This is a genomic window from Xenorhabdus sp. PR6a, assembly GCF_028599065.1.
Taxonomy (GTDB): Bacteria; Pseudomonadota; Gammaproteobacteria; order Enterobacterales; family Enterobacteriaceae; genus Xenorhabdus; species Xenorhabdus doucetiae.
Window position 1 is genome coordinate 31,168 of sequence record NZ_JAQRFJ010000010.1, and the last position, 24,720, is coordinate 55,887.

Annotated in this window: 24 protein-coding genes and 2 tRNA genes; 18 read left to right on the forward strand and 8 right to left on the reverse strand. The window is 44.5% G+C overall.

Going from position 1 to position 24,720, the window contains the following annotated elements; translation table 11 throughout:
• The first annotated feature begins 2 nt into the window (after positions 1-2).
• A complete protein-coding gene (locus PSI15_RS04470) occupies positions 3-350 on the forward strand; it encodes a gamma-glutamylcyclotransferase family protein (RefSeq protein WP_273582468.1) in 348 nt (115 codons plus the stop codon).
• 80 nt (positions 351-430) lie between these two features.
• Here PSI15_RS04470 and ppa read toward each other — a convergent pair whose 3' ends face one another.
• The 3 genes from ppa to fbp form a co-directional block, all read right to left on the reverse strand.
• Positions 431-961 (reverse strand): inorganic diphosphatase, encoded by a 531-nt coding sequence (ppa, locus tag PSI15_RS04475; protein ID WP_273582469.1) that lies wholly within the window; start codon positions 959-961, stop codon positions 431-433.
• A 164-nt stretch (positions 962-1,125) separates the two neighbouring features.
• Entirely contained in the window at positions 1,126-4,257 is a 3,132-nt protein-coding gene (locus tag PSI15_RS04480; RefSeq protein WP_273582470.1) for an inverse autotransporter beta domain-containing protein, read from the reverse strand.
• Between the two features lie 460 nt (positions 4,258-4,717).
• Positions 4,718-5,722 carry a class 1 fructose-bisphosphatase gene (fbp, locus tag PSI15_RS04485; RefSeq protein WP_273582471.1) on the reverse strand — a complete coding sequence of 335 codons (1,005 nt, stop codon included), beginning with the start codon at positions 5,720-5,722 and terminating at the stop codon, positions 4,718-4,720.
• A gap of 181 nt (positions 5,723-5,903) precedes the next feature.
• Between fbp and mpl the strand changes: the two genes are divergently transcribed.
• A complete protein-coding gene (gene mpl / locus PSI15_RS04490; protein ID WP_273582472.1) occupies positions 5,904-7,274 on the forward strand; it encodes a UDP-N-acetylmuramate:L-alanyl-gamma-D-glutamyl-meso-diaminopimelate ligase in 1,371 nt (456 codons plus the stop codon).
• 152 nt (positions 7,275-7,426) lie between these two features.
• Here the strand turns inward: mpl and argR are convergent, their stop codons facing one another.
• Positions 7,427-7,897, reverse strand: a complete 471-nt coding sequence (argR, locus tag PSI15_RS04495) for a transcriptional regulator ArgR (RefSeq protein ID WP_273552217.1) — start codon at positions 7,895-7,897, stop codon at positions 7,427-7,429.
• A gap of 496 nt (positions 7,898-8,393) precedes the next feature.
• On the opposite strand from argR, the gene mdh reads away from it, so the two are divergent.
• A complete protein-coding gene (gene mdh / locus PSI15_RS04500; RefSeq protein WP_273582473.1) occupies positions 8,394-9,332 on the forward strand; it encodes a malate dehydrogenase in 939 nt (312 codons plus the stop codon).
• A 110-nt stretch (positions 9,333-9,442) separates the two neighbouring features.
• Here mdh and PSI15_RS04505 read toward each other — a convergent pair whose 3' ends face one another.
• Positions 9,443-9,709, reverse strand: a complete 267-nt coding sequence (locus PSI15_RS04505; RefSeq protein WP_273551951.1) for a helix-turn-helix domain-containing protein — start codon at positions 9,707-9,709, stop codon at positions 9,443-9,445.
• A 187-nt stretch (positions 9,710-9,896) separates the two neighbouring features.
• On the opposite strand from PSI15_RS04505, the gene PSI15_RS04510 reads away from it, so the two are divergent.
• The gene (locus PSI15_RS04510) at positions 9,897-10,244 is read left to right on the forward strand and encodes a DNA-binding protein (RefSeq protein ID WP_273582474.1); all 348 of its coding nucleotides are present in this window, start codon (positions 9,897-9,899) and stop codon (positions 10,242-10,244) included.
• A gap of 75 nt (positions 10,245-10,319) precedes the next feature.
• Positions 10,320-10,700 carry a DNA-binding protein gene (locus PSI15_RS04515; protein ID WP_273582475.1) on the forward strand — a complete coding sequence of 127 codons (381 nt, stop codon included), beginning with the start codon at positions 10,320-10,322 and terminating at the stop codon, positions 10,698-10,700.
• A gap of 27 nt (positions 10,701-10,727) precedes the next feature.
• On the opposite strand, the gene ispB is transcribed toward PSI15_RS04515, so the two are convergent.
• Positions 10,728-11,699 carry an octaprenyl diphosphate synthase gene (gene ispB / locus PSI15_RS04520; RefSeq protein ID WP_273582476.1) on the reverse strand — a complete coding sequence of 324 codons (972 nt, stop codon included), beginning with the start codon at positions 11,697-11,699 and terminating at the stop codon, positions 10,728-10,730.
• A gap of 251 nt (positions 11,700-11,950) precedes the next feature.
• On the opposite strand from ispB, the gene rplU reads away from it, so the two are divergent.
• From rplU to cgtA, 3 genes are all read left to right on the forward strand, one after another.
• Complete coding sequence (gene rplU / locus PSI15_RS04525; RefSeq protein ID WP_045968299.1) at positions 11,951-12,259, forward strand: 50S ribosomal protein L21; 309 nt, start codon at positions 11,951-11,953, stop codon at positions 12,257-12,259.
• Between the two features lie 20 nt (positions 12,260-12,279).
• Complete coding sequence (rpmA, locus tag PSI15_RS04530; RefSeq protein WP_011148617.1) at positions 12,280-12,537, forward strand: 50S ribosomal protein L27; 258 nt, start codon at positions 12,280-12,282, stop codon at positions 12,535-12,537.
• Positions 12,538-12,666: 129 nt separating this feature from the next.
• Entirely contained in the window at positions 12,667-13,833 is a 1,167-nt protein-coding gene (gene cgtA, locus PSI15_RS04535; protein WP_273582477.1) for an Obg family GTPase CgtA, read from the forward strand.
• Between the two features lie 105 nt (positions 13,834-13,938).
• Here cgtA and dacB read toward each other — a convergent pair whose 3' ends face one another.
• Complete coding sequence (gene dacB, locus PSI15_RS04540) at positions 13,939-15,399, reverse strand: serine-type D-Ala-D-Ala carboxypeptidase (protein WP_273582478.1); 1,461 nt, start codon at positions 15,397-15,399, stop codon at positions 13,939-13,941.
• Between the two features lie 284 nt (positions 15,400-15,683).
• Between dacB and greA the strand changes: the two genes are divergently transcribed.
• On the forward strand, positions 15,684-16,160 hold the full coding sequence (gene greA, locus PSI15_RS04545) for a transcription elongation factor GreA (RefSeq protein ID WP_045968309.1): 477 nt from the start codon (positions 15,684-15,686) through the stop codon (positions 16,158-16,160).
• Positions 16,161-16,282: 122 nt separating this feature from the next.
• On the opposite strand, the gene yhbY is transcribed toward greA, so the two are convergent.
• Positions 16,283-16,576 carry a ribosome assembly RNA-binding protein YhbY gene (gene yhbY / locus PSI15_RS04550; RefSeq protein WP_038218890.1) on the reverse strand — a complete coding sequence of 98 codons (294 nt, stop codon included), beginning with the start codon at positions 16,574-16,576 and terminating at the stop codon, positions 16,283-16,285.
• 134 nt (positions 16,577-16,710) lie between these two features.
• On the opposite strand from yhbY, the gene rlmE reads away from it, so the two are divergent.
• The 9 genes from rlmE (at position 16,711) to nusA (ending at position 24,703) form a co-directional block, all read left to right on the forward strand.
• Positions 16,711-17,340, forward strand: coding sequence for a 23S rRNA (uridine(2552)-2'-O)-methyltransferase RlmE (gene rlmE, locus PSI15_RS04555; protein WP_273582479.1), 630 nt, complete (start codon positions 16,711-16,713; stop codon positions 17,338-17,340).
• Positions 17,341-17,388: 48 nt separating this feature from the next.
• A complete protein-coding gene (gene ftsH / locus PSI15_RS04560) occupies positions 17,389-19,308 on the forward strand; it encodes an ATP-dependent zinc metalloprotease FtsH (RefSeq protein WP_273582480.1) in 1,920 nt (639 codons plus the stop codon).
• Positions 19,309-19,377: 69 nt separating this feature from the next.
• On the forward strand, positions 19,378-20,223 hold the full coding sequence (gene folP / locus PSI15_RS04565) for a dihydropteroate synthase (protein ID WP_273582481.1): 846 nt from the start codon (positions 19,378-19,380) through the stop codon (positions 20,221-20,223).
• 127 nt (positions 20,224-20,350) lie between these two features.
• Positions 20,351-21,688: a phosphoglucosamine mutase gene (glmM, locus tag PSI15_RS04570; RefSeq protein WP_273582482.1), complete on the forward strand. Its 1,338-nt coding sequence runs from the start codon at positions 20,351-20,353 to the stop codon at positions 21,686-21,688.
• 179 nt (positions 21,689-21,867) lie between these two features.
• Complete coding sequence (gene secG, locus PSI15_RS04575; protein ID WP_273582483.1) at positions 21,868-22,206, forward strand: preprotein translocase subunit SecG; 339 nt, start codon at positions 21,868-21,870, stop codon at positions 22,204-22,206.
• A 66-nt stretch (positions 22,207-22,272) separates the two neighbouring features.
• A tRNA-Leu gene (locus PSI15_RS04580) sits at positions 22,273-22,362 on the forward strand.
• Positions 22,363-22,420: 58 nt separating this feature from the next.
• Positions 22,421-22,497: transfer RNA gene (locus PSI15_RS04585), tRNA-Met, on the forward strand.
• A 223-nt stretch (positions 22,498-22,720) separates the two neighbouring features.
• A complete protein-coding gene (gene rimP, locus PSI15_RS04590) occupies positions 22,721-23,173 on the forward strand; it encodes a ribosome maturation factor RimP (protein ID WP_273582484.1) in 453 nt (150 codons plus the stop codon).
• 21 nt (positions 23,174-23,194) lie between these two features.
• Positions 23,195-24,703, forward strand: coding sequence for a transcription termination factor NusA (gene nusA / locus PSI15_RS04595; RefSeq protein ID WP_273582485.1), 1,509 nt, complete (start codon positions 23,195-23,197; stop codon positions 24,701-24,703).
• Positions 24,704-24,720: the final 17 nt, after the last annotated feature.

A 24,720-nucleotide genomic window follows, 5' to 3' on the forward strand; every position in this document is an offset into this window, starting at 1 on the left:
AGATGCGAGTTATTGTTTATGGTAGCCTGAGGCGAAAACAAGGCAATCACCACTGGATGACAGATGCCCAATTGTTAGGCGAACACCGGTTAGAAGGTTATGAAATTTATGATCTGGGGCATTATCCGGCGGTTGTCCGTGGCGAAGGAACAATCGAATGTGAAGTCTATCGTATTACGCCATCCATCCTGACTGAATTGGATGAGTTGAAAAAATACGCTCAGGAGTACGAAAGGGAACTGATTGAAACACCTTATGGTAAAGCATGGATCTACCTCTATAAATTATCAGTTGAGGGGTTACAGAGGATAACCAGTGGTGACTGGCTAAAGCGCCACGGAGAAGAATAAGCATTAGGAACGCAGCCAAAACCTCTGTCCCGATTTGGGCAGAGGTTCTGGGGATTAACATCCGCAATTACCAGCCAGAATTATTTTTTGGCAGCGCGTTCGAAAGAAGACAAGATTTCAGCCTTAGCCGCGTCAACATTGTCCCATCCTTCAACTTTCACCCATTTGCCTTTTTCCAGATCTTTATAGTGCTCGAAGAAGTGAGTAATTTGGGCGCGCAGCAGTTCTGGCAGATCATTGACATCTTTGATGTGATCGTATTCTTTGCTCAGTTTGGTATGAGGCACAGCGACCAGTTTTGCATCTTCACCGGATTCATCAGTCATTTTCAGGACACCCACTGGACGGCAGCGGATAACAGAACCTGGCTGTAATGGGTATGGTGTCGGAACCAATACGTCAACCGGATCACCGTCGAGAGACAGGGTATTGTTGATATAACCGTAGTTACATGGATAGAACATCGCCGTTGACATAAAACGGTCTACAAACAGGGCACCAGACTCTTTGTCTACTTCATATTTAATAGGATCTGCATTTGCTGGGATCTCAATAATGACATAAATATCTTCAGGTAGCTCTTTGCCGGCCGGTACATGATTTAGGCTCATAAAACGGTTTCCTTCAATTTCAAACCAAAATGGAGTGCCGGGTATTATAGCCAAAACAGGCCAAAATTCCTCGGATTTTTCGGTTGTGGCGCTGGCTTAAGAGCATAATAAAAGCGCAGACTCAATGATTATTGAGTCTGCGCTGATTTTATATTAGTCGTGGTTTACTGTGGATAAGTTTCACCATAACTATTAACGCGGATGACACAAACGGGTATCGTCTGTTTATCGTCATTATTGTTACCTTCTGACACGACTGTCCGGTTAATGTAGTCATATCCATAGAAGGTGGTATAGTCACCGGGTCTGCCTCCTGAGAAATAGGTATGCAACAGACGAGTACCTTTAATGCTGTAATTTAGCTTGTCAATGAGACTCTTGAGTCCAAGGTAAGGGAAATGCTTTTCGTCATATTCATAGCTCAATGAAGACGAAGTCGTTACTTGAGGATATGCGCCGAGATCAAATACCGTCAGTGGGACAGGTTGTTGATTCCCGATGCTTGTTTTCAATGCAGGGTCACTATTATCACAAAGCTCATTTATTGCCGTCAAGTCAATAGTCGGAGACTGTGGATTGTCAGGGAAAAATATGTACCTTTTTGGCTTGAAGGTATAGTAATAACCGGATGTTATGCCTGTGACGTTATCTCTTTTGGTGAGTGTAACGGTGACTGGCCATTTTTTAGCGGAGAAATTCTGTTTGAGGAATTTTATATTCCCTGTTGTTTTGTCCACTTTCACCAAATCGAGATCGGAAGAAGTGATGTTTGTTGTTCTTATCCTGCCAGTCTGATCGCTGTTAACATGCAAATTAGTTTTCCCATCTTTTGTCAATTGAACAATGAGATCTTCATGCACGTTATAGGGTCTTTCCTGCTCTGGGATATATTTGGGACTTGGTGAGTCTGGTACTTGCATCAGAATTCCCACTGGTTTGGGAATGGGATTAAAGCTGACAGGCATGGATTTTTGGCCTGCTGCACTATTCTCACCGGATGCGTCTGGGAATATGGTGAAGTAAATATCATCCATACCGACTTGACTGGTCATATAGAAAGTTAAATAACCCTCGGCATCGGTGGTTGGATTTGTCGGTATCTCAAGTCTGACCTCCGCTGGAACGATAAATTTTTGCGTATTCAATAGTTCGGTTTTAAGTTTGCTCAGGGTCTGATTTCTTAATGGACGTTTACTTTCCGCATCGAAAACCTTCATCTTATAGGTATAGCGTTCCTTTCCGTCAGCGGTTATTGGCTCCATAGGTGATTGCGTTATCGTATCGAACTCAAGCTCTAGATTTTCCGGTGCGATAAAATCGAATGGTTCAGAGAAACTTTGATGTGTTCCATTAATCAACACACCGGCTTTAGCGCCTTTCACCACTTGGGTGTTGGTCACAATCGCCTTGATTTTTCCGTCTTCATCCGTGGAGTTTTCATAGCCCGGAGCGGGTTTAATCGATAATCCCTGTAGGTCAGAAGGCTCTGTGGTCCATTGTAAGTTCATATCCATTTTCTTACTGAGTGTATTACCATCCAAATCGAACACGGTCGCAGTCACAATGATGGGTTTGTTTTCCGTTGCCTCATAAGGTCCTTTTTGGTCAAACACAAAGTCTTTGGCCTTAACGGCAAAAGTGGGCGAAGTGTCGCCTTTTACCTCTAAATTAGGTTGATCATCCACTGACAGATAAATCTTCGTCTTTGGTTCAAGAGGTTTGGTACTAGTCAATGTTGCAGTTAACTGACCTTTATCATTGGTTTTGCCTGATGGATCCCAGTTCAATTTTGTATGTTGATCCGGCGGGTCGATGCTCCATTTTACATTTGGCATGACTCTATTTTGAATAATAACGGGGTTATTTTTATTGCCATAGGTGATTGTGGCGGCCAGATCATAAGCCGATTTGCCATTGGAAATCATCGGGTCGTTGCCTGGTGTGATGCTTGGATCTTTAATGGCAAAAGGTTCTACAACCACATTCATGTGAGTTGTCGTAGGCTTATCGCTATCTGAGATTTCAGCAGTAGCAGACAGGGTATAGCTGTTTATCCCCTTGGCAGAATATTTCGGTAGATCGATGTCAGCAGATTGACTACCCGGTATGATCACTCCTCCATTTTTATGGAACGCTTCATCAGCCTGCCATGATAACTTCTTCAGTTTGTTTTCAGCGGTAATATTAGGAATGATTGAAACATGTTGTTGGGTACTGTATCCGACTAAGGTACCTGGCAAGGCAAGGTTGAATTTGGGTTTTTTCTTGTAGTCCAGCACGATGTTGTTGTTTCTTTCCACGATATCATAACGGCTTCCAGCCAGTGTGCGTATGGAAGCAACACTACCTGGTGAAACCTGATCCGCAAAAGGGATACCAAAGCGGTAATTCAGATTGGCCAGAAAGAGTGTCTCACTGTGTCCACTGTTTCCGAGTTTATAATCCACGCCCATTGTCACCAGAGGAACAGGGGTATAATTCAGGCCAAATCGCGTAAGGCTAGGATCTTTTTGCTTGGTTTCCCGATTGAACAGAGCGACGTTATCACCGAAGTACTGTTCATAACTCAATTTCCCCCCAAGGTTGGGATAAACAGGTAAGAAAAATTCCCCATTGATATCGTAGCCGTCGGCGGGTCGTTCTTCATAGTCCAGCTCTTTTGGTGATTCACGCCATTTGCTCAAACGCCAATAAGTATTGGCAGACAATTTAACATAATTCGTCCAAACCTCACTTCCAACTCCCAACCGTTGATGTTGACCCGTAAAGTCATTGTCAAAGAAGGTATTTAAGCCATACATCCAACTGGACGTGAAATAACGTCCACCAAGGCCAATATTTAGGGTATCGCGACTATCATGATGACGATAACCTAACTGAGAGAAAAATAGCCATTCTGCTTTATTATCGTAGAGAGGTAACAGCAGATCCAAGGCACTGTCATCCAATTTTCCTTTTCTATCAATGGAAAGATGAATATTGGCAGAGCCAAATCTGGACAACCATTTTTGCGTTTCTGTGGAGATAGCGCTATTGACTTTCCCCAATGCGTAGGATTTTGCCTGCTCAGTTAACTGAGAGGGTGAGGAGGATAAAATATTAGTCACCCTATGGATATTTTGTGCGATGACACCCACTTTTTCATCAATAGTCGCTTGATTGTTCTCCACCTTATTTGTGTGATTTTCATGGGCTAGTGTTTGTAATAGTGTTGTTTCTTTTATTCTATTCTCTTGCGATTTTTCACCTGCTGAAAGCGCACTCGTAGACGCAAAAGGTAAAAAAAACGAATACATGAGAATAGAAAGCCTAAAAACTTTATGATTAATATACGAGTCCATATATGAATTCCTCATAAAATATGGGCTGTCGCCAGCGCTTTAGCATTACACCTTTGATGTTCCAATTTTCAGTTTTATTGGGTATAGATATCTAATTAATATAAAAAGATAATATTTCCCATACCTACATACATTAGGAAAAATTTTGTTGTTGTGCGTAATGAAAAATTATTATCAACCGATAACAAAAAGTTATCGATTTATTTGCGTTGAAATTGCATTTTATCTTGCAAAAAAAACTTTATGCAAAAGCAGTATTTTTTCAGTAATGACTGGCGTATCAGAGGGAATATATAATCAAATTGGTTTCAGGAAGAGCGTGATTGAAACAGGAAAAAATGAATAATAAAAGAGGCGCAAATATTACCTCTTTTACATGATGACTTCATTCTAATTTATGGCTTAATCAAACCGCTTATTCATCAGGATATTTCGCCATAAAACTTTCTGCTTTTTCTACCATAGATTTTGTGCCGACAAAGAAAGGTACTCGTTGGTGCAGTTTATTTGGCACAATATCCAGAATACGGCTGGTGCCATCACTGGCTTTACCACCGGCTTGTTCTGCCAGAAATGCGATTGGGTTGCATTCATAAAGTAAGCGCAGTTTTCCGGTTGGATGATTTGCCGTACTTGGGTAGATATAGATGCCACCTTTTAACAGATTGCGGTGGAAATCAGCAACCAAAGAACCGATATAACGGGTCGTATAAGGACGTTGGGTTGCTTCGTCTTGTTCCTGACAATATTTGATGTATTTCTTCACACCCAGTGGGAACTTGATGTAGTTCCCTTCATTAATAGAGTACATATTACCCTGTTCTGGAAACTGGACTTTCTCATGGGTCAGACAGAACACACCAAGGGAAGGGTCATACGTAAAAGTATGGACACCGCAGCCTGTGGTATAAACCAGCATGGTCGATGAACCATAAACCACATAACCTGCTGCAACCTGACGATCCCCCGGTTGCAGAAAATCGTTTTCGGTGACTGGCTGACCTATCGGGGTAATTCGGTGGTAAATGGAGAAAATCGTCCCAACGGAAACGTTGACATCAATATTTGAAGAACCATCCAATGGATCCATCAAAACAACATACTTCGCATTTTCTGCTCGGCCGCCATCAAAAACAACGATCTCATCTTCCTCTTCGGAAGCAATACCAGCCACTTCGCCGCGTGCTTTCAGGGCTGCCTTGAGTTTTTCATTGGCATATAAGTCCAGTTTCATCTGAACTTCTCCCTGAACATTAGAGACGCCACTTGTGCCTAAAATATCCACCAGACCCGCTTTATTGATATCCCTATGGATAATTTTGGCACCTAATTTGATGGCAGACAGCAGTGCAGTCAGTTCACCTGTTGCATGCGGAAAATCTTGCTGCTTTTCGACGATAAATTCGCCTAATGTTTTCATGACAAGGGCCTTGAATTTAATTGTGGTTTTAGGGAGTGTGCTTCACTTTTTGTTTTGCCTGTGCTGCACTTATACGCAGGCAGTTTAGCCAAAGAATCAAATGATTCATAGGCTATTGCATTTATAATCTCTGATTTGGTGGTTAGAATAGTGATACAGTTCATGATATCAGGTAGAAATAATGCGTATTCATATTCTTGGCATTTGCGGTACTTTCATGGGGGGATTGGCGATCCTCGCACGCGCACAGGGGCATGAAGTCACTGGCTCCGATGCCAATGTCTATCCCCCCATGAGCACGCAGCTGGAGAAACAGGGCATCGAGCTTATCCAAGGATACGATCCGGCACAGCTCGATCCTGCTCCAGATATGGTGATCATTGGTAATGCTATGACACGCGGCAATCCCTGTGTGGAAGCCGTGCTGGATCGTGGTATTCCTTATACCTCTGGTCCGCAATGGCTGCATGATCATGTATTACCGGAGCGTTGGGTATTGGCTGTCGCAGGAACCCACGGCAAAACAACGACGGCGGGTATGTTGGCCTGGATTTTGGAAGACTGTGGTTATAAACCCGGATTCCTGATCGGTGGTGTACCAGGGAATTTTGAGGTTTCAGCACAAATGGGTGAAAGCCCGTTTTTTGTGATTGAAGCGGATGAATACGACTGTGCTTTTTTTGACAAGCGTTCGAAATTTGTTCATTACAGCCCCCGCACACTGATCATGAACAACCTTGAATTTGATCATGCCGACATTTTCGAAAATTTGGGTGCTATTCAAAAACAATTCCACCATCTCGTCAGGGTTGTGCCGAGTACCGGTAAGATCATCGTTCCTGATAATGATATTAACTTGAAGCATGTACTCTCAATGGGGTGCTGGAGTGAGCTGGAGCAGATTGGAGAAAGCGGTCATTGGCAGGTGAAGAAAACCAGTCAGGACAGCAGTCATTATCAAGTATTCCATCAGGGGGAACCGGTTGGAGAAGTGACGTGGTCATTAGTCGGTGAACACAATATGCATAATGGCTTGATGGCGATTGCAGCAGCCCATCATGTGGGGGTTCAACCTGCGGATGCTTGTCAGGCGCTGGACAAATTTATGAATGCCCGTCGTCGCCTTGAATTACGCGGCGAAGTCAATGGTATCTCGGTGTACGACGATTTTGCCCATCATCCAACGGCCATCTTAGCGACAATGGAAGCGCTGAGAAGCAAAGTTGGTGGCATGGCCCGCATTCTTGCTGTACTGGAGCCTCGTTCGAATACCATGAAAATGGGGATGAGCAAAAATGATATTGCGCCTTCTTTGGGACGCGCGGATGAAGTCTTTCTCTATCAGCCGACCAATATTCCGTGGCAGGTGGTTGAAATTGCTGAACAGTGTATTCAACCTGCTCGTTGGAGTGCAGATACGGATACTTTGGTCAGGATGATTGTCGAAACGGCACAGCCGGGTGACCATATTCTGATGATGAGTAACGGTGAATTTGGCGGCATTCATGAGAAGCTACTGGCGGCATTGAAGAAAAAAGCAAACGCAGCTTAATTCATTATAAGATACTCAGTAACAAGGGGATCGTGCCCATAGGACGATCCCCTTTTCATCACATATTCTTTAATCTTTCAGGCCAATATTTCCTACGGTAAGGCATGTACCGTGCACATAATTTGATTGGCCTATGTGGCAGACCTGCAAGATTAAAGTTCCTGTTCAAACAGGTTGAGAATGGCTTCGTAGAGTTGCTTCGTCGTAAAATTTTGTGCTGGGGTAGAGAAAATGGTGTCATCACCAGCAATGCTGCCAAGAATGCCTTCGGCTTTCCCCAATGAATCTAACAGGCGTGCAATTAATTGTGCTGCACCAGGGCTGGTTCGTATGACGACAACGCAGTGATTATAATCGACATCTAATACCAGATTTTTTAATGGGCTGGTGGCAGTGGGAACGCCCAATTCTGCCGGTAAGCAGTAGACCATTTCCATTTTTGCATTACGGGTTCGGACAGCACCAAATTTCGTCAGCATTCTGGAAACTTTAGATTGGTTGATATTTTCAAACCCCTCATCCTGAAGTGCTGAAACAATTTCACCTTGAGAGCTGAATTTTTCTTCTTTCAATAATGCCTTGAAAGCTTTTACCAAATCTTCCTGTTTCGAAGGAACACGCATATTTCACCATCGTTGAATCCGTTATCAGGCTAACATTATGCGAAAAAGTGAATTTTTATTCAAGAAAGAGAAGAAGATTGTCTGGCGATGGTGATTATTTTATTTCTGCTTATTTTCTTTTTACTCGACTTTCTTTTCGCCAATTTAAATAAATATTCATCATAGTAAGAGTTTGTAATCTTGTCCCGCTCGGTGCACGGGACAAGATTCTCGCCTATTCATTTTGAAACGCTATTTAAGCAGAGTAAATGTATTGTTAACTAAATGGTGTTGTTTAGTGAGCAGGGGAAGAGTAAGGTCATTCGCTAATTGATGAGGAATACAGCTGAAATAATTCTCAAAAAAGTGTCCATTATCTCATTAACAGATAAGCATTTTGTCTAGAATAAAGCAACTTTGGTGTTCCATCATCAGGTCATTAAGTGGATAATCTGGCTGTTAACAGATTGTTTTTAATACGTAGTGATTACAGTACTTATATTTAAGGAGTATCAGGATGAAAGTTGCAGTTCTCGGTGCAGCCGGTGGTATTGGTCAGGCACTTGCCCTTCTACTCAAAACCCAGCTTCCTTCAGGTTCAGACCTTTCCTTGTATGACATTGCTCCGGTGACCCCAGGTGTGGCAGCCGATCTGAGCCATATCCCAACGGAAGTCAAAGTCACTGGTTTTGCTGGCGAAGATGCAACCCCTGCACTGGTCGGTGCAGATGTCGTATTGATTTCTGCGGGTGTGGCGCGTAAACCTGGTATGGATCGTTCCGATTTGTTCAATATCAATGCCGGTATCGTTCGTAATCTGGTTCAGCAGATTGCTAAAACTTGTCCAAAAGCATTAATTGGCATTATCACTAACCCGGTCAATACCACGGTCGCGATTGCCGCTGAGGTACTGAAAAAAGAAGGGGTGTATGATAAAAACCGCTTGTTTGGTGTCACCACTTTGGATGTCATTCGTTCCAACACCTTTGTAGCCGGATTGAAAGGTAAGAAAGCAGAAGAAATAGACGTTCCGGTTATTGGCGGGCATTCCGGTGTTACTATCCTGCCTTTGCTGTCTCAAATTCCAGGTGTTAGCTTCACTGATGAAGAAGTTGAAGCATTGACCAGGCGTATCCAAAATGCAGGTACTGAGGTTGTTGAAGCGAAAGCGGGTGGCGGCTCTGCAACACTGTCTATGGGACAGGCAGCGGCACGTTTGGGCTTGTCTCTGATCCGTGGCTTGCAAGGCGAAAGTAATATTGTTGAGTGCAGCTATGTTGAAGGTGAGGGTAAATACGCTCGTTTCTTTGCGCAGCCTGTTCGCTTAGGTAAAAATGGTATCGAAGAGCGTTTAGATATTGGCAAATTGAGTGATTTCGAACAAAAGGCATTAGATAACATGCTGGATGTTCTGAAAAAAGATATTGAATTGGGTGAGACGTTTATTAACAGCTAATTCATTTATTAATTATTTATTAATATACGAATTAAGTTAAATATATTAGATAACTGAAACCGCTAGTTAGAAATCACTAGCGGTTTTTCTTTCAATAATGATATTGATAGCTAATTATTCTTTTTCTCTCTAACTTTCCTTTCTAGTAGTTCTCCTGTGTGGGGGTCGAAATAACGACTCGGCCATATTTCAGACGGATGCAGTTCTAAGTAATTCGCTATTATCCATTCTCCCTTGGGCCATGGGCGAGAAAGTGTATTCGCCAAAGTTGATGAACTCAGCCCTGCTTTACGGGAAACGGCGGCTAACGTCGTTCCACGTTTACGTAAAGCGGCAATAATATCAGCAGGATGCCAATCCGATTTCATAGAAATCATTTTTTTAATCCTTTTCTATTAAATTTGAAGCCACATTAGTGGTATAACTAAAGCGTTAATGTGAAATTAATAACGAACACGAACCTGTTATTAAGAAAATAAAATAACATTATTTTTTCTAAAAATATTTCTAATTTTTTCTTAATAACTTCTTTTTTGAACTTGGTTACAAAAATAGAGAAACATTATGAAAAAAGAGTGGTATACGGCAATGGAGTTGACCGGTGTAGGTGAGTTACCTAGATCACCACAAGGAGTTAATGCCAAAGCAAAACGTGAAGAGTGGTTGAGGCAAAAACGATCGGGTGTTCAAGGCAGAGCCATTGAATACCATTACTCTTGTTTTCCTGAATCCACTTTGACCGCTTTGGAACTGAATGAAACATCAGCAGACTATCAGGTTCAGAAACAAGATCCTCTATCCATTTGGGTAAGTGCATTTAATTTACTCACAGAGGAAGAAAAGGAGGTAATTACCGAAGTGATATTACGAGATGGCATAAGAAGTTTTTTGGAAAAAATCATAGCTACTTGAGACAGCTTTTGAAAAGCCAGATGTTTAAAATTTGGCTTTCTCTTCACTGCTCCAGTATCAAGCGAGGAGAAAGAGATGAAAAAAGAATGGTATTCTGCAAAGGAGCTCATCGGCCTCGCAGGGCTGCCATCGTCTCCCCAAGGAGTCAATCTGATGGCCAGGCGCGAGGGTTGGGAACAACGCCGTAAGCGTGGAGTACAGGGAAAGGCGCTCGAATATAATGTCAACAGTTTGCCCGAAGAAGTACTGAATCTATTGACTGTGAGTGAAAGTTCAGTCGAATACTATCGGAATAAGCGACAAGACCCCTTTATGATTTGGGTGGAGGCTTATTACCAGTTGAGCAAATCCGAAAGGGAACGCATGGTTAAGTTCATTTTGAGAAAAGGGCTAGCCAGCCTTGTCCAATATGTCGGTATTCAAGATATTGATAATAAAGACAGTGTCCCAGATTGAATTATCTGGGGCACTGATTGATTTCGTTCAGGAAAGTCGCTGTACGGCGACATGAGCCAATCCCTCAAGGGCCGCCTTGTATGGAGAATCTTCCAGTACTTGCAATGCTGAAATTGCCTTATCAGCTTCTTCTTCTGCCCGTTGGCGGGTGTATTTAAGTGAACCACACTGTTTCATTGTTGTCAGTACCGTATCCAACAAATGGCGGCCATTACCTTGTTCAATGGCACGGCGGATCAGTGCAGATTGTTCCGGCGTTCCGTGGTTCATGGCGTGCAAAAGGGGTAATGTTGGTTTGCCTTCGTTCAGGTCATCCCCCGTATTCTTGCCGAGTGTGCTGTTATCTGAGTCATAATCCAACAGATCGTCAATTAATTGAAATGCGGTCCCCAGATAACGGCCATAATCACGCAGTGCGGCTTCTTGCTCAGGCGTGGCGTTGGCGAGAATGGCGGCTGAGTGGGCAGCGACTTCAAACAGGCGGGCGGTTTTGCTGTAAATGACCTGCATATAGTCATCTTCTGAAATATCCGGATCATTGCAGTTCATCAACTGCATGACTTCGCCTTCAGCAATGACATTGGTAGCGTCAGACATCAATTTTAATACGCGCATGGAATCAAGATCGGTCATCATTTGAAATGAGCGCGTATAGATAAAATCGCCGACAAGGACACTGGCAGCGTTGCCATAAATGGCGTTGGCTGTCTCTTTTCCTCGGCGCATATCAGATTCATCAACGACATCATCGTGCAGCAAGGTTGCCGTATGGATAAATTCAATCAAAGCAGCAACTTTGATGTGTTTTTCGCTTGCGCAATGAAGGGCTTTACCTGCCAGTACGGCAATCATTGGGCGAATGCGCTTGCCACCACCGCTGATAATGTAGTAACCAAGTTGGTTGATCAGCGCAACGTCAGAATTTAATTGGTTAAGAATGGTTTCATTAACCGCTGCCATATCATCAGCGGTAAGTTTAATTATCGATTCTAAATTCATGTTTTGGCTTTGGACTCTGATTCAGAGCTGTGCTCATTAATTAGCATATCAATAGATATCAAGATATATCGATTGTACTTGAAAAACCGTTCAAATAAATGACAATTGAAAAACTCTGTTTTTTTCTCATCTGTTCTAATTCTGCACTTGTCTTCTAGGCGGTTTTTGCGTAGAATTCGCGCCCTATTGTGAATATTTTATAGCGCGCTCTGGAAAGCATTTTTAGGGGGTGCGCGGAAAGCGGAGTTTATATGTACGCAGTTTTCCAAAGTGGTGGTAAACAACACCGAGTAAGCGAAGGCCAAACAATTCGCTTGGAAAAGCTGGACATCGCAACAGGTGAAACTGTTGAGTTTGACCAGGTACTGATGGTCGCTAATGGCGAAGACATCAAAATCGGCGCTCCAGTAGTTGAAGGCGTTAAAGTTAAAGCTGAAGTTGTTGCGCACGGTCGTGGCGAGAAAGTTAAAATCGTTAAGTTTCGTCGTCGTAAACACAGCCGTAAGCAGCAGGGCCACCGTCAGTGGTTCACTGATGTTAAAATCACTGGCATCGCTTAAGATTTTAGGAGAGCAGATTAATGGCACACAAAAAGGCTGGCGGCTCGACTCGTAACGGTCGCGATTCTGAAAGCAAACGTCTGGGTGTAAAACGTTTTGGTGGTGAGTCTGTTTTGGCAGGTAGCATCATCGTTCGTCAACGTGGTACTAAGTTCCACGCAGGCAACAACGTAGGTTGTGGCCGTGACCACACCCTGTTCGCATTAGCTGACGGGAAAGTTAAGTTCGAAGTTAAAGGTCCAAAAAACCGTAAGTTTATCAGCATTGAAGCTGAATAAGTTTTTTGACTCTTAATCGAATAGAAGCCCTGCAATGTGTGTTGCGGGGCTTTTTATATTCTGGATTACGCCATCTCTGGGCACTAGCTGCCATCCAGTTTTATAGTGGCTATCCTACGGAGAAAAGTGATGAAATTTGTAGATGAAGCCAGGATTCTGGTTGTCGCGGGAGATGGTGGCAATGGTTGCGTCAGCTTCCGTCGTGAGAAATATATTCCAAAAGGTGGGCCGGACGGCGGCGATGGTGGTGATGGTGGTGATGTCTTCCTGCTGGCAGATGAAAACCTCAATACACTGATTGATTACCGTTTTGAAAAATCTTTCCGCGCTGAACGTGGTCAAAACGGACAAAGCCGCGATTGTACCGGCAAACGTGGTCAGGACATTACCATTAAGGTTCCGGTCGGAACGCGTGTGCGTGATGTTGCCACGGGAGAAGTGATTGGGGATATGCTGCATCATGAACAGCGTTTTATGGTGGCAAAAGGCGGTTTCCACGGCCTTGGCAATACTCGTTTTAAATCTTCGGTAAATCGTGCCCCACGTCAAAGAACAATGGGGACACCGGGAGAAAGCCGTGAGCTAATGCTGGAATTGATGCTGCTGGCTGATGTGGGAATGCTGGGCATGCCAAATGCTGGTAAATCCACCTTTATTCGTGCGGTATCGGCCGCAAAACCTAAAGTGGCTGATTATCCCTTTACAACCTTGGTGCCAAGCCTTGGCGTTGTGCGTATGGATAACGAACAAAGCTTTGTCGTCGCGGATATTCCTGGTTTGATTGAAGGTGCATCAGAGGGTGCTGGATTGGGCATTCGCTTCTTGAAGCATCTGGAACGTTGCCGCGTATTGCTGCATTTGATTGATCTCTGCCCTATTGATGAATCGGATCCGGTTGAAAACGCTCGTATCATCATCAAAGAGCTGCATAAGTACAGTGAAAAACTGGCAGAAAAACCGCGCTGGTTGGTATTTAACAAAGTCGATCTCACGGAGCCAGAAGAAGCGCAACAGCGGGCAAAAGCCATTGCCGATGCGCTTGGTTGGGAAGGCGATTATTACATGATCTCAGCCGTAAACCGTCAGGGTGTGAAAGCGCTTTGCTGGGATATTATGGAATTCATGAAGGCACAGCCCCGTAGTCTGGAAACGTCGGAAGAATCTCAGCCTGAAAAAGTTGAATTCATGTGGGATGACTACCATAAGGAACAGTTACAGCAAGCATCTGATGAAGAGTGGGATGATGACTGGGATGAAGAAGATGACGAAGGCGTTGAGTTTATCTATAAGCAGTAATCTTCAATAAACATTCAAATATCACAAAAGGGCGCTGTAATTATCGCCCTTTTTTATTTTGATCAATGTGTGTTACATCATTACTTGCGTTCGTGTGCATTACGTTTAATAGTTTTGATATAACGACTTATACAAATCGTGTTCAAAACGCGATAACGGGACACGGCGGGTTCGCTGATCTTCCGGTGGAACAGAGTAGGCAGAGACAAACTGGACAAAAGCAATTTGTTGTCCGTTGGCGGCAGTCATAAACCCTGCCAGATTATAAACGCCTTGCAATGATCCTGTTTTGGCAAAAACTTTACCATCAAGTCCCGCTTCATGCAGGCCGGGGCGATAAGCCAACGTCCCATCATATCCCGCTTTGGGTAACATTGAGATGAAGTCCAGTTCATCATTATGCTGGGCAATAAATTGTAATATTTCCATCATCGTCGTAGGAGCGATCAAATTGTGGCGTGAAAGGCCGGAACCATCCACCATGACGGTATTGCCTAAATTAATGCCGGCTTTTTGTCTCAGAATCTGGCGAACGGCATCGGAACCTGCCCGCCATGTTCCTGGGACGTTGAAATAACGGTGACCAAGGGTACGAAAGAGGGTATCTGCAATCATGTTATCTGATTTTTTCAACATGATTTTGAGCATATTAGTGAGTGGTACAGACTGATTTATGGCGAGGATCTTTTCTGCTGGTTGGGGAACCGATTGGCGCCGTATATAGCCTTTTAGCTCGATGCCCGCCGTATTCAGCTCATTTTTTAGGATTTTGCCAACATAACTCGGCCCATTTTGGATGGAAAATGCCAATGGGAGTGGTTCATCGCGCTGTGTCAGGCAACCTGTAAGGGTGTACCGATTCAAGTCACCTGATGTCACATCAAGTTCACAATACTTCGCTTCTGGTGATCCCTTAGCCAGGGTTTTGACTTCACTCAATACGTCGACAGGATAAAAAGAGGGCACACGGACAACAGCCTGTTCGCCAGGTTGTTCTGAGCTGTAAAGTGACACAGAAAAGCAGTTCTTATCCACGATTGCGGCTGATGGAGGGGCACTGAAACACTGGGTCATATCGTTCCATACCCAGCCAGGGGCTTTATCGTGGCTGGAGAAAATCGAAACATCGATGACAAGGTCGCCAGTAATCTGTTTGATCCCCGATTGTTTTAAAGCCTCGGCCATATTGCGCAGTTGTGAGCGTGTCAGCATGGGATCGCCGACAAAGCGAGCCGTTAGATTACCTTCTAATACACCATCTGAAATATTGGCATTACTTTCCAGGGTTGTTATAAAACGGTAATCCTTACCAAGCTGCAATAGCGCTGCCAATGCTGTCACGATTTTCTGCGTACTTGCAGGTAACGCCATTTGTTGCCCATGATAATCAATTAAGGGATTTTTTGAGCCAACAGCTTGGGCAATAAATGAAACATGAGTTCCCGTAGGCAAATATTGGGCACTTTTCTCAATGGAAGAGACATTGGAAGCGGCATTCGCACTGAAAATACTCAGGATTAAACTGAGCACACAAGCTATTTTGCAGGTAATTTTTAAAAGAGCCATAGGTCTCGCATATGAAGGTTGGGGTATCCCAAGAATATTTGTATTAATCATACTAAGGTGTCATTGAAAGGAAAAGTAAACGATGATCCATCATCAACTCTAAGTTAGAATAATAGATTGGCAGGTAAATAGGCATGTGGACTTCAGATTGTGCTGAGTTACACTTCTTTTATTATTTTATTAATTATCTGTAAGCCCGCCTGATAGGGTGTGCTCATTGTGCTGTTATTACAAAAATCAGGAAGATGTTGTTTGGGCTTAGGATTGATTTAGAGGTTTAATAAATGAAACAAATTCCGATGACGGTACGTGGCGCGGATAAATTGCGCGAAGAATTAGAATATTTGAAAAATGTACGTCGCCCGCAAATTATTGCTTCAATTGCCGAGGCGCGTGAGCACGGCGATTTGAAAGAAAACGCGGAATATCATGCCGCCCGTGAGCAGCAGGGTTTTTGTGAAGGCCGTATTCAGGAAATTGAGGCTAAACTTTCCAATGCACAGGTGATTGATGTCACGAAGGTGACCAACAATGGCCGAGTGATTTTTGGCGCAACGGTAACGGTACTGAACGTGGATTCCGACGAAGAGCAGACCTACCGTATCGTTGGTGATGATGAAGCCAATATCAAAGAAAATCTTCTTTCAGTCAATTCACCCATTGCCCGTGGCCTGATTGGTAAAGAAGTGGATGATGTGGTTGTGATTACGACGCCTGGCGGTCAAGTGGAATACGAAGTTTTGAACGTGGATTATCTCTAAAATACCATGATCATCGGCTATTGTGCTGGTATATATTGTGCTGGCGTGAAAGAAAAAGGCCAGTTGCTGGCCTTTTTTATCATCACAAATCAATATGGCACTTTTGTATAAATAGGCCGTGATTATTTAGGTAGACTAATTTTGCGTTCTTCTGATGGACGGTAGAGAACTAACATTTTTCCAATGATTTGCACATTATGTGCACCAGTTTCACGAACAATCGCTTCAGCGATCAAAGTTTTTATTTCGCGGTCTTCGCCTGCAACTTTGACTTTGATAAGCTCGTGATGTGAAAGAGTCTGTTCGATTTCAGCCAACACGCCTTCGGTCAGCCCATTGTTGCCGATCATAACGACAGGCTTTAGTGAATGAGCGAGGCTTTTCAGGTATTGGACTTGTTTTTTGTTAAGAGTCATCGTTTTTTTGCTTAGTTGGGATTGAAAACGACATATTCTACCGCCATCTCATACCTATCACCATAAAAGTGTGGTGTGGTTTGACAAGAGAGCGCAAAAAATAAGGCGCCCTATTAGTAGAGTTGGAAAGAACAATGGCCAATAAAAAACGCTCAGCAAGCTCAAGTCGCTGGTTACAGGAACATTTTAGTGATAAATATGTTCTTCAGGCGCAGAAAAAAGGGCTTCGCTCTCGCGCTTGGTTTAAACTTGATGAGATACAGCAAAGCGACAAAATCTTTAAACTGGGCATGACTGTTGTTGATTTAGGCGCTGCTCCGGGTGGATGGTCTCAATACGTAGTGAGTGAGATTGGTCATAGTGGACGAGTTATTGCGTGTGATCTTTTGCCAATGGACCCGATAGTTGGCGTCGATTTCCTGCAAGGGGACTTTCGCGATGAACTTGTATTGAAAACATTACTTGAGAGAGTTGGTGATAATAAAGTCCAGGTCGTCATGTCGGATATGGCTCCTAATATGAGTGGAACCCCCGCGGTCGATATTCCCCGATCCATGTATCTGATTGAGTTAGCGTTGGATATGTGTCGTGATGTGCTGGCCCCTGGGGGCAGTTTTATTGTCAAAGTGTTTCAGGGAGAGGGCTTTGATGAATACCTGAGGGAAATACGCTCCCTTTTTGCGAAGGTAAAAATTCGTAAACCAGAAGCTTCGCGGGCACGATCACGTGAAGTATACATTGTAGCGACAGGGCGGAAAGTGTAGTACCCTGACTACTATTTGTTAACACAGTTGTAATATGAGGTTAATCCCTTGAGTGACATGGCGAAAAACCTGATTCTCTGGTTAGTCATCGCAGTTGTCTTGATGTTATTGTTCCAGAGTTTTGGTCCCAGCGACTCTAGCGGTCGTCGGGTAGATTACTCTAGTTTCATCACTGAGATATCGCAGAATCAAATAAGCGAAGTACGTATTTCGGGTCGTGACATTGATTTCACTAAGAAAGACAACGGTGGAAAATACAGCACTTATATGCCAGTTCAGGATGAAAAGCTGCTGGATACCCTACTCAATAAGCAGATAAAAGTTGTTGGTGAACCACCAGAACAACAAGGTCTGTTGGCGACCCTCTTCATTTCATGGTTTCCAATGCTACTGCTCATTGGCGTCTGGATTTTCTTTATGCGCCAAATGCAAGGTGGTGGCGGTAAAGGGGCGATGTCTTTTGGTAAAAGCAAAGCCCGTATGTTGACGGAAGATCAGATCAAAACCACGTTTGCCGATGTTGCGGGTTGTGACGAAGCAAAAGAAGAAGTGGGCGAATTGGTTGAGTATTTGCGTGAACCTGGCCGTTTCCAGAAACTGGGGGGCAAAATCCCCAAAGGCATCCTGATGGTTGGCCCTCCTGGTACGGGTAAGACATTGCTGGCGAAAGCTATCGCTGGTGAAGCGAAAGTCCCTTTCTTTACCATTTCGGGTTCTGATTTCGTTGAAATGTTCGTTGGTGTCGGTGCTTCTCGTGTCCGTGATATGTTTGAACAGGCGAAAAAAGCTGCACCGTGCATCATCTTTATCGACGAAATTGATGCAGTCGGTCGCCAACGTGGCGCTGGTTTGGGTGGTGGACACGATGAGCGTGAACAGACACTGAACCAGATGCTGGTTGAAATGGATGGCTTTGAAGGTAACGAAGGTATTATTGTTATCGCAGCGACTAACCGTCCTGATGTTCTGGATCCAGCCTTGTTACGCCCCGGCCGTTTTGACCGTCAGGTCGTGGTTGGCCTGCCGGATGTTCGTGGCCGTGAGCAAATTCTGAAAGTGCATATGCGCCGCATTCCGCTGGATACGGATATTGACGCATCAATCATTGCTCGTGGTACACCCGGTTTCTCCGGCGCAGATTTGGCTAACCTTGTGAACGAAGCCGCTTTGTTTGCTGCTCGCGGTAGCAAGCGCGTTGTTTCTATGGTTGAGTTCGAAAAAGCCAAAGATAAGATCATGATGGGCGCAGAGCGTCGTTCAATGGTGATGACGGAGGAACAGAAAGAAGCCACGGCATACCATGAAGCAGGGCATGCCATTATTGGTCGTTTGGTTCCGGAACACGATCCGGTGCATAAAGTGACGATTATTCCGCGTGGCCGTGCGTTGGGTGTCACGTTCTTTTTGCCTGAGGGCGATCAAATCAGTGCAAGCCGTCAGAAATTGGAAAGCCAAATTTCAACTTTATACGGTGGGCGGTTAGCGGAAGAAATTATCTATGGTGTAGATAATGTTTCTACTGGTGCGTCCAATGACATTAAAGTGGCGACATCCATTGCACGCAACATGGTGACCCAGTGGGGCTTCTCAGAAAAACTGGGGCCATTGCTGTATGAGGAAGAAGAAGGTGAAGTTTTCCTCGGTCGTTCGGTTGCCAAGGCAAAACATATGTCTGAAGACACAGCGCGTTTAATCGATCAGGAAGTGAAGGCTATCGTCGATCGTAACTATTTACGTGCTCGCCAGATTCTGATGGATAATCTTGATATCCTTCATTCAATGAAAGATGCGTTGATGAAGTATGAAACGATTGATGCCCCTCAGATTGATGATCTGATGAATCGTACAACTGTACGTCCACCAGCAGGTTGGGATGGTGATAATAATGGCGGTAATAATAATAACCGTCATAACACACCATCTCCGCAGCAAGCTTCGAAGCCTGTGGATGGAAATCCAACCGCATAACGTAACGTATTTATTTCTTAAATTAAACCCCAGGCTTGTCCTGGGGTTTTGACATTAAGGCATCTAGCGATGAAACTGACTGCCAGAGGCAGCGTCCTCGATCTTTCCCACCCACAAGTAATGGGAATTTTGAACGTGACTCCCGATTCTTTCTCTGATGGTGGCATCCATAATACCTTTGATACCGCACTGGAACATGCCGCCTGGATGATCAAAGAGGGTGCAACCATTATTGATGTGGGAGGAGAATCGACCCGTCCCGGCGCGAATGAGGTGAGTGAACAGGAGGAACTGGATCGTGTTGTTCCGGTGATTGAAGCGCTGGCTCAACGTTTTGATGCTTGGATCTCCGTAGATACCTCAAAAGCTGCTGTTATGCGGGAATCCGCCAAAGCAGGGGCGCACATTATCAATGATATTCGTGCGTTACAGGAACCCGGGGCACTTGATGCGGCAGCACAAAGTGGTTTACCGGTCTGTTTGATGCATATGCAGGGGCAACCTCGCACAATGCAGACAGAACCTCACTATGAAGTTGTTGTATCGGAAGTCAAAACATTCCTGATGCAGCGAATTGAGCACTGTGTTGCGGCCGGTATCGCAAAAAACAACCTGATCCTTGATCTTGGCTTCGGTTTTGGCAAGAACTTATCGCATAATTATCAGTTATTGGCTCACTTGCAAGAATTCCATCATTTGGGACTACCTATTCTGGCGGGAATGTCACGTAAGTCCATGATTGGTCAATTGCTTGATGTACCGCCGCAGGAGCGGGTGACAGGAAGTGTTGCTTGTGCCGTGATTGCAGCGCTGAAAGGTGCTCAGATTATCCGTGTGCATGATGTCAAAGAAACGGTTCAGGCAATGAAAATTGTTCATGCAACACAGTCTGTCAACATTGCCCATACAGAGTAAGGTATCTGAAAAGAATACATGTTCAGAAAACATATCGTTTGTAAAATATCCCGTTTGTAAAGAACATGATGTCAGCAAAAAACACGCTGTGAGCAGAGAATACGTTCAGCAAAGGAAAAAGAAATTGATGAGTAACCGTAAATATTTTGGTACTGACGGTATCCGTGGCAGAGTGGGTAATACCCCAATTACCCCTGACTTTGTATTGAAACTGGGTTGGGCTGCGGGAAAAGTGCTGGCGCGTCATGGTTCTCGCAAGATCATCATTGGTAAAGATACCCGAGTCTCAGGTTATATGTTGGAATCTGCGCTGGAAGCAGGATTGGCCGCCGCCGGTTTATCGGCATCCTTCACCGGCCCGATGCCAACACCTGCTGTGGCATATCTGACACGGACTTTCCGGGCAGAAGCAGGTATTGTGATTTCTGCTTCCCACAACCCTTACGATGATAACGGCATTAAATTCTTCTCTATTGATGGCACTAAATTGCCTGATGATGTTGAAGAAGCAATTGAAGCAGAAATGGAAAAACCCTTGACCTGTGTGGAATCGGCTGAGTTGGGGCGGGCAAATCGGATAGTTGATGCAGCGGGGCGTTACATTGAATTTTGTAAAGGGACATTCCCCAGTGAGCAAAGTTTAAATGGACTGAAAGTGGTGTTGGATTGCGCCAATGGTGCGACCTATCATATCGCTCCGAATGTTCTCAGAGAACTGGGTGCTGAGGTGATTGCCATTGGTTGTGAGCCTAATGGCATCAATATCAATGAAGAATGTGGTGCAACAGATGTTCGGCTATTACAAAAACGTGTACTGGAAGAACAGGCGCACGTTGGTCTGGCATTTGATGGTGATGGTGACCGTATCATCATGGTTGATCACTTGGGCGAAAAAGTTGATGGTGATCAGATCCTGTATATCATTGCGCGTGAAGCGTTAAGGCAAGGCCAGTTACGTGGTGGAGCCGTAGGCACGTTGATGAGCAATATGGGGCTGGAGCTGGCACTGAAACAGCTTGGTATCCCATTTGAACGTGCGAAAGTCGGCGATCGCTATGTGCTGGAGAGATTGCAGGAAAAAGGCTGGCGTTTGGGTGCCGAAAACTCAGGTCATGTGATTTTGCTGGACAAAACCACAACAGGGGACGGTATTGTTGCAGGATTACAAGTTTTAAGTGCCATGGTACGCAATAATATGAGCCTGCATGACCTGTGCAGTGGCATGAAACTGTTACCTCAACTTTTGGTTAACGTTCGCTTTACGGGTAATATCGATCCTCTGCAATCAGAATCAGTGCTTGACGCCGTAAAATCTGTTGAGGCGGAATTAAATGGCCACGGTCGTGTTTTGCTGCGTAAATCGGGTACAGAGCCATTGATTCGTGTCATGGTAGAAGGCGAAGATGAAGAACAAGTCACTGCATTGGCGCATCGTATTGCAGATGCTGTGAAAAAAACAGGTTGATTTGTTGATTTTTTACCCGATTAGAGCCAGTATTTAAAATTAATCTTGCGTGTCTGATACGCTTTGGTTAGTATTCACACCCGCTCAATAAGTTAATTTTTCTAATTTTGTGAGCGGGTGATGTAATATAACGTCGCTACGAAATTGTGGTAAGTCCCACGAGGAAACGGGTACAACATATGTATGAAGCTCTTTTAGGTATATTCTTGCTGGTTGGTATCGGGCTAATTGCTCTGGTTCTGCTACAGCAGGGTAAAGGTGCTGATATGGGTGCTTCTTTCGGCGCGGGTGCATCTAACACGCTGTTTGGCTCATCAGGTTCCGGTAACTTCATGACCCGCATGACGGCTGTTTTTGCCACGCTGTTTATTGTTATCAGCCTGATTCTTGGTAACATGACCAGCAATAAAACGGGTTCCAGCAGTAAATGGGATAACCTTGTCGAACCTGTACAAGTTGAAAAACAGACAGAAGTTCCGGCAACGCCAGCAAAACCAAATAGTGATATCCCACAGTAATATTCAGTAACAGAATTGAAAATAGGATTGTTAATTTTAACAGTATAACAATCCTATAAAATCAGTGCCGAGGTGGTGAAATTGGTATACACGCTACCTTGAGGTGGTAGTGCCTAAACAACGGGCGTACGGGTTCAAGTCCCGTCCTCGGCACCATTAATCTAGAAACTTGCGTTTTTAGTATTATCAGCGTAAGATTTGCCACGTTTTCGAACGCGGGATGGAGCAGCATGGTAGCTCGTCGGGCTCATAACCCGAAGGTCGTCGGTTCAAATCCGGCTCCCGCAACCACTTCTTAATAACATGTACCTTTTCAGCAGTCATCTTCAGCAGCCATTGAAATATCTATCCTGATTTGACAGGTTGCTTTGAAAGGTATACAAAGAAGCTGGTTGAGACCGCTGGCAGTAAACAGGGTCCAGTTGCATAAAGCCCCGAGTATCGGGGTTTTTTGTTATTTGACAGCAGAATTACTGGGCTAATATAGCCCTTTTTTTATGTCTTGGGGGTGGGCTTGTCCACATTAGAGCAAAAATTAACAGAGATAATTTCAGCACCAGTTGAAGCTTTGGGTTTTGAATTAGTTGGCCTGGAGTTTATTCGCGCTCGTGTATCAACGTTGCGGGTCTATATCGATAGTGAGGAGGGGATCACTGTTGATAATTGTGCTGATGTTAGCCACCAGGTCAGTGCAGTGCTTGATGTTGAAGATCCGGTTCCAGGTCTTTATAACCTGGAAATATCTTCACCAGGGCTTGAGCGTCCACTGTTTAAGGCTGAACATTACCAGCGTTTTATTGGTGAAGAAGTCAGTTTGATGTTACGCATGGCAATGCAGAACCGTCGCAAATGGCAAGGTATCATCAAGGCTGTAGATGGTGAAATGATTACGGTTGCGGTGAATGGAAAAGACGAAGTGTTCGCACTGAGCAACATCCAGAAAGCGAACCTGGTACCCCACTTTTAAAGTTCGGATGAGGCAACTAGGATGAATAAAGAAATTCTGGCTGTTGTGGAAGCGGTTTCTAATGAAAAATCACTCCCTCGCGAAAAAATCTTCGAAGCATTAGAGATTGCGCTGGCGACAGCCACCAAGAAAAAGTATGAGCATGAGATCGATGTTCGCGTCTGCATCGATCGTAAATCAGGTGATTTTGATACTTTCCGTCGCTGGTTAGTTGTAGAAGAAGTGACTCAACCAACGCGCGAAATCACCCTGGATGCTGCACAATTTGACGACCCAGAAATTGACCTGGGTGGTTATATTGAAGATCAAATTGAATCAGTCACTTTTGACCGTATTACGACCCAGACGGCAAAACAGGTTATCGTACAGAAAGTCCGTGAAGCTGAACGTGCGATGGTGGTTGATCAATTTCGTGAACAACAGGGCGAAATTGTGACCGGTCAGGTCAAAAAGGTGAACCGTGAAAACATTACCTTGGATTTAGGTAATAATGCTGAAGCGGTCATTTTACGTGAAGATATGTTGCCACGGGAAAACTTCCGTCCAGGTGACCGCGTGCGCGGTGTTCTGTATGATGTTCGCCCAGAAGCACGTGGTGCACAGCTTTTTATCACTCGCTCTCGCCCAGAGATGCTGGTTGAACTGTTCCGCATCGAGGTGCCTGAGATTGGTGAAGAGATCATTGAGATCAAAGCGGCTGCCCGTGATCCGGGTTCCCGTGCCAAGATCGCAGTGAAAACCAACGACAAGCGTATTGATCCTGTTGGCGCTTGTGTCGGTATGCGTGGTGCAAGGGTTCAGGCCGTTTCCAGTGAGTTGGGCGGTGAAAGAATTGACATCGTGCTGTGGGACGATAACCCTGCGCAGTTTGTCATTAATGCTATGGCTCCGGCGGATGTTGCATCGATTGTGGTGGACGAAGACAACTGCACAATGGATGTTGCCGTAGAAAACAGTAATCTTGCTCAGGCGATTGGGCGTAATGGCCAAAACGTTCGTTTGGCGGCGCAACTGTTGAAAAAGCATCGTGGTGATGACACGTGGGAATTGAATGTCATGACTGCGGAGGAGCTACAAGCAAAACATCAGGCAGAAGCTCATGCTTCTATTGATACATTTACTAAGCATCTCGACATTGATGAAGATTTCGCCACTGTATTAGTTGAGGAAGGTTTCTCTACACTGGAAGAGCTGGCTTACGTGCCAATCAATGAACTTCTGGCAGTAGAAGGCCTTGATGAAGAAACTGTTGAAGTTCTTCGTGAACGCGCTAAAGCGGCCTTAACGACGCTGGAACTGGCTCAGAAAGAGAGCCTTGGTGATCAGCAACCTGCCGAAGATTTATTGAATCTGCCCGGCATGGAGCGTACTTTGGCGTTTAACCTGGCTGTCCGTGGCATCTGTACTCTGGAAGATCTTGCAGAACAGGGTATCGACGACTTATCTGATATCGAAGGACTGAATGATGAGAAAGCAGGAGAACTCATTATGGCAGCCCGTAATATCTGTTGGTTTGGCGATGATGCATAAATAAACTGTAGCAGGAA

What these genes read in the sequence shown, in the direction of transcription:
- PSI15_RS04470 (WP_273582468.1), top strand. Translation starts at nt 3, where the DNA reads ATGCGAGTTATTGTTTATGGTAGCCTGAGGCGAAAACAAGGCAATCAC.
- ppa (WP_273582469.1), bottom strand. Translation starts at nt 961, where the DNA reads ATGAGCCTAAATCATGTACCGGCCGGCAAAGAGCTACCTGAAGATATT.
- PSI15_RS04480 (WP_273582470.1), bottom strand. Translation starts at nt 4,257, where the DNA reads ATGTATTCGTTTTTTTTACCTTTTGCGTCTACGAGTGCGCTTTCAGCA.
- fbp (WP_273582471.1), bottom strand. Translation starts at nt 5,722, where the DNA reads ATGAAAACATTAGGCGAATTTATCGTCGAAAAGCAGCAAGATTTTCCG.
- mpl (WP_273582472.1), top strand. Translation starts at nt 5,904, where the DNA reads ATGCGTATTCATATTCTTGGCATTTGCGGTACTTTCATGGGGGGATTG.
- argR (WP_273552217.1), bottom strand. Translation starts at nt 7,897, where the DNA reads ATGCGTGTTCCTTCGAAACAGGAAGATTTGGTAAAAGCTTTCAAGGCA.
- mdh (WP_273582473.1), top strand. Translation starts at nt 8,394, where the DNA reads ATGAAAGTTGCAGTTCTCGGTGCAGCCGGTGGTATTGGTCAGGCACTT.
- PSI15_RS04505 (WP_273551951.1), bottom strand. Translation starts at nt 9,709, where the DNA reads ATGATTTCTATGAAATCGGATTGGCATCCTGCTGATATTATTGCCGCT.
- PSI15_RS04510 (WP_273582474.1), top strand. Translation starts at nt 9,897, where the DNA reads ATGAAAAAAGAGTGGTATACGGCAATGGAGTTGACCGGTGTAGGTGAG.
- PSI15_RS04515 (WP_273582475.1), top strand. Translation starts at nt 10,320, where the DNA reads ATGAAAAAAGAATGGTATTCTGCAAAGGAGCTCATCGGCCTCGCAGGG.
- ispB (WP_273582476.1), bottom strand. Translation starts at nt 11,699, where the DNA reads ATGAATTTAGAATCGATAATTAAACTTACCGCTGATGATATGGCAGCG.
- rplU (WP_045968299.1), top strand. Translation starts at nt 11,951, where the DNA reads ATGTACGCAGTTTTCCAAAGTGGTGGTAAACAACACCGAGTAAGCGAA.
- rpmA (WP_011148617.1), top strand. Translation starts at nt 12,280, where the DNA reads ATGGCACACAAAAAGGCTGGCGGCTCGACTCGTAACGGTCGCGATTCT.
- cgtA (WP_273582477.1), top strand. Translation starts at nt 12,667, where the DNA reads ATGAAATTTGTAGATGAAGCCAGGATTCTGGTTGTCGCGGGAGATGGT.
- dacB (WP_273582478.1), bottom strand. Translation starts at nt 15,399, where the DNA reads ATGGCTCTTTTAAAAATTACCTGCAAAATAGCTTGTGTGCTCAGTTTA.
- greA (WP_045968309.1), top strand. Translation starts at nt 15,684, where the DNA reads ATGAAACAAATTCCGATGACGGTACGTGGCGCGGATAAATTGCGCGAA.
- yhbY (WP_038218890.1), bottom strand. Translation starts at nt 16,576, where the DNA reads ATGACTCTTAACAAAAAACAAGTCCAATACCTGAAAAGCCTCGCTCAT.
- rlmE (WP_273582479.1), top strand. Translation starts at nt 16,711, where the DNA reads ATGGCCAATAAAAAACGCTCAGCAAGCTCAAGTCGCTGGTTACAGGAA.
- folP (WP_273582481.1), top strand. Translation starts at nt 19,378, where the DNA reads ATGAAACTGACTGCCAGAGGCAGCGTCCTCGATCTTTCCCACCCACAA.
- glmM (WP_273582482.1), top strand. Translation starts at nt 20,351, where the DNA reads ATGAGTAACCGTAAATATTTTGGTACTGACGGTATCCGTGGCAGAGTG.
- secG (WP_273582483.1), top strand. Translation starts at nt 21,868, where the DNA reads ATGTATGAAGCTCTTTTAGGTATATTCTTGCTGGTTGGTATCGGGCTA.
- nusA (WP_273582485.1), top strand. Translation starts at nt 23,195, where the DNA reads ATGAATAAAGAAATTCTGGCTGTTGTGGAAGCGGTTTCTAATGAAAAA.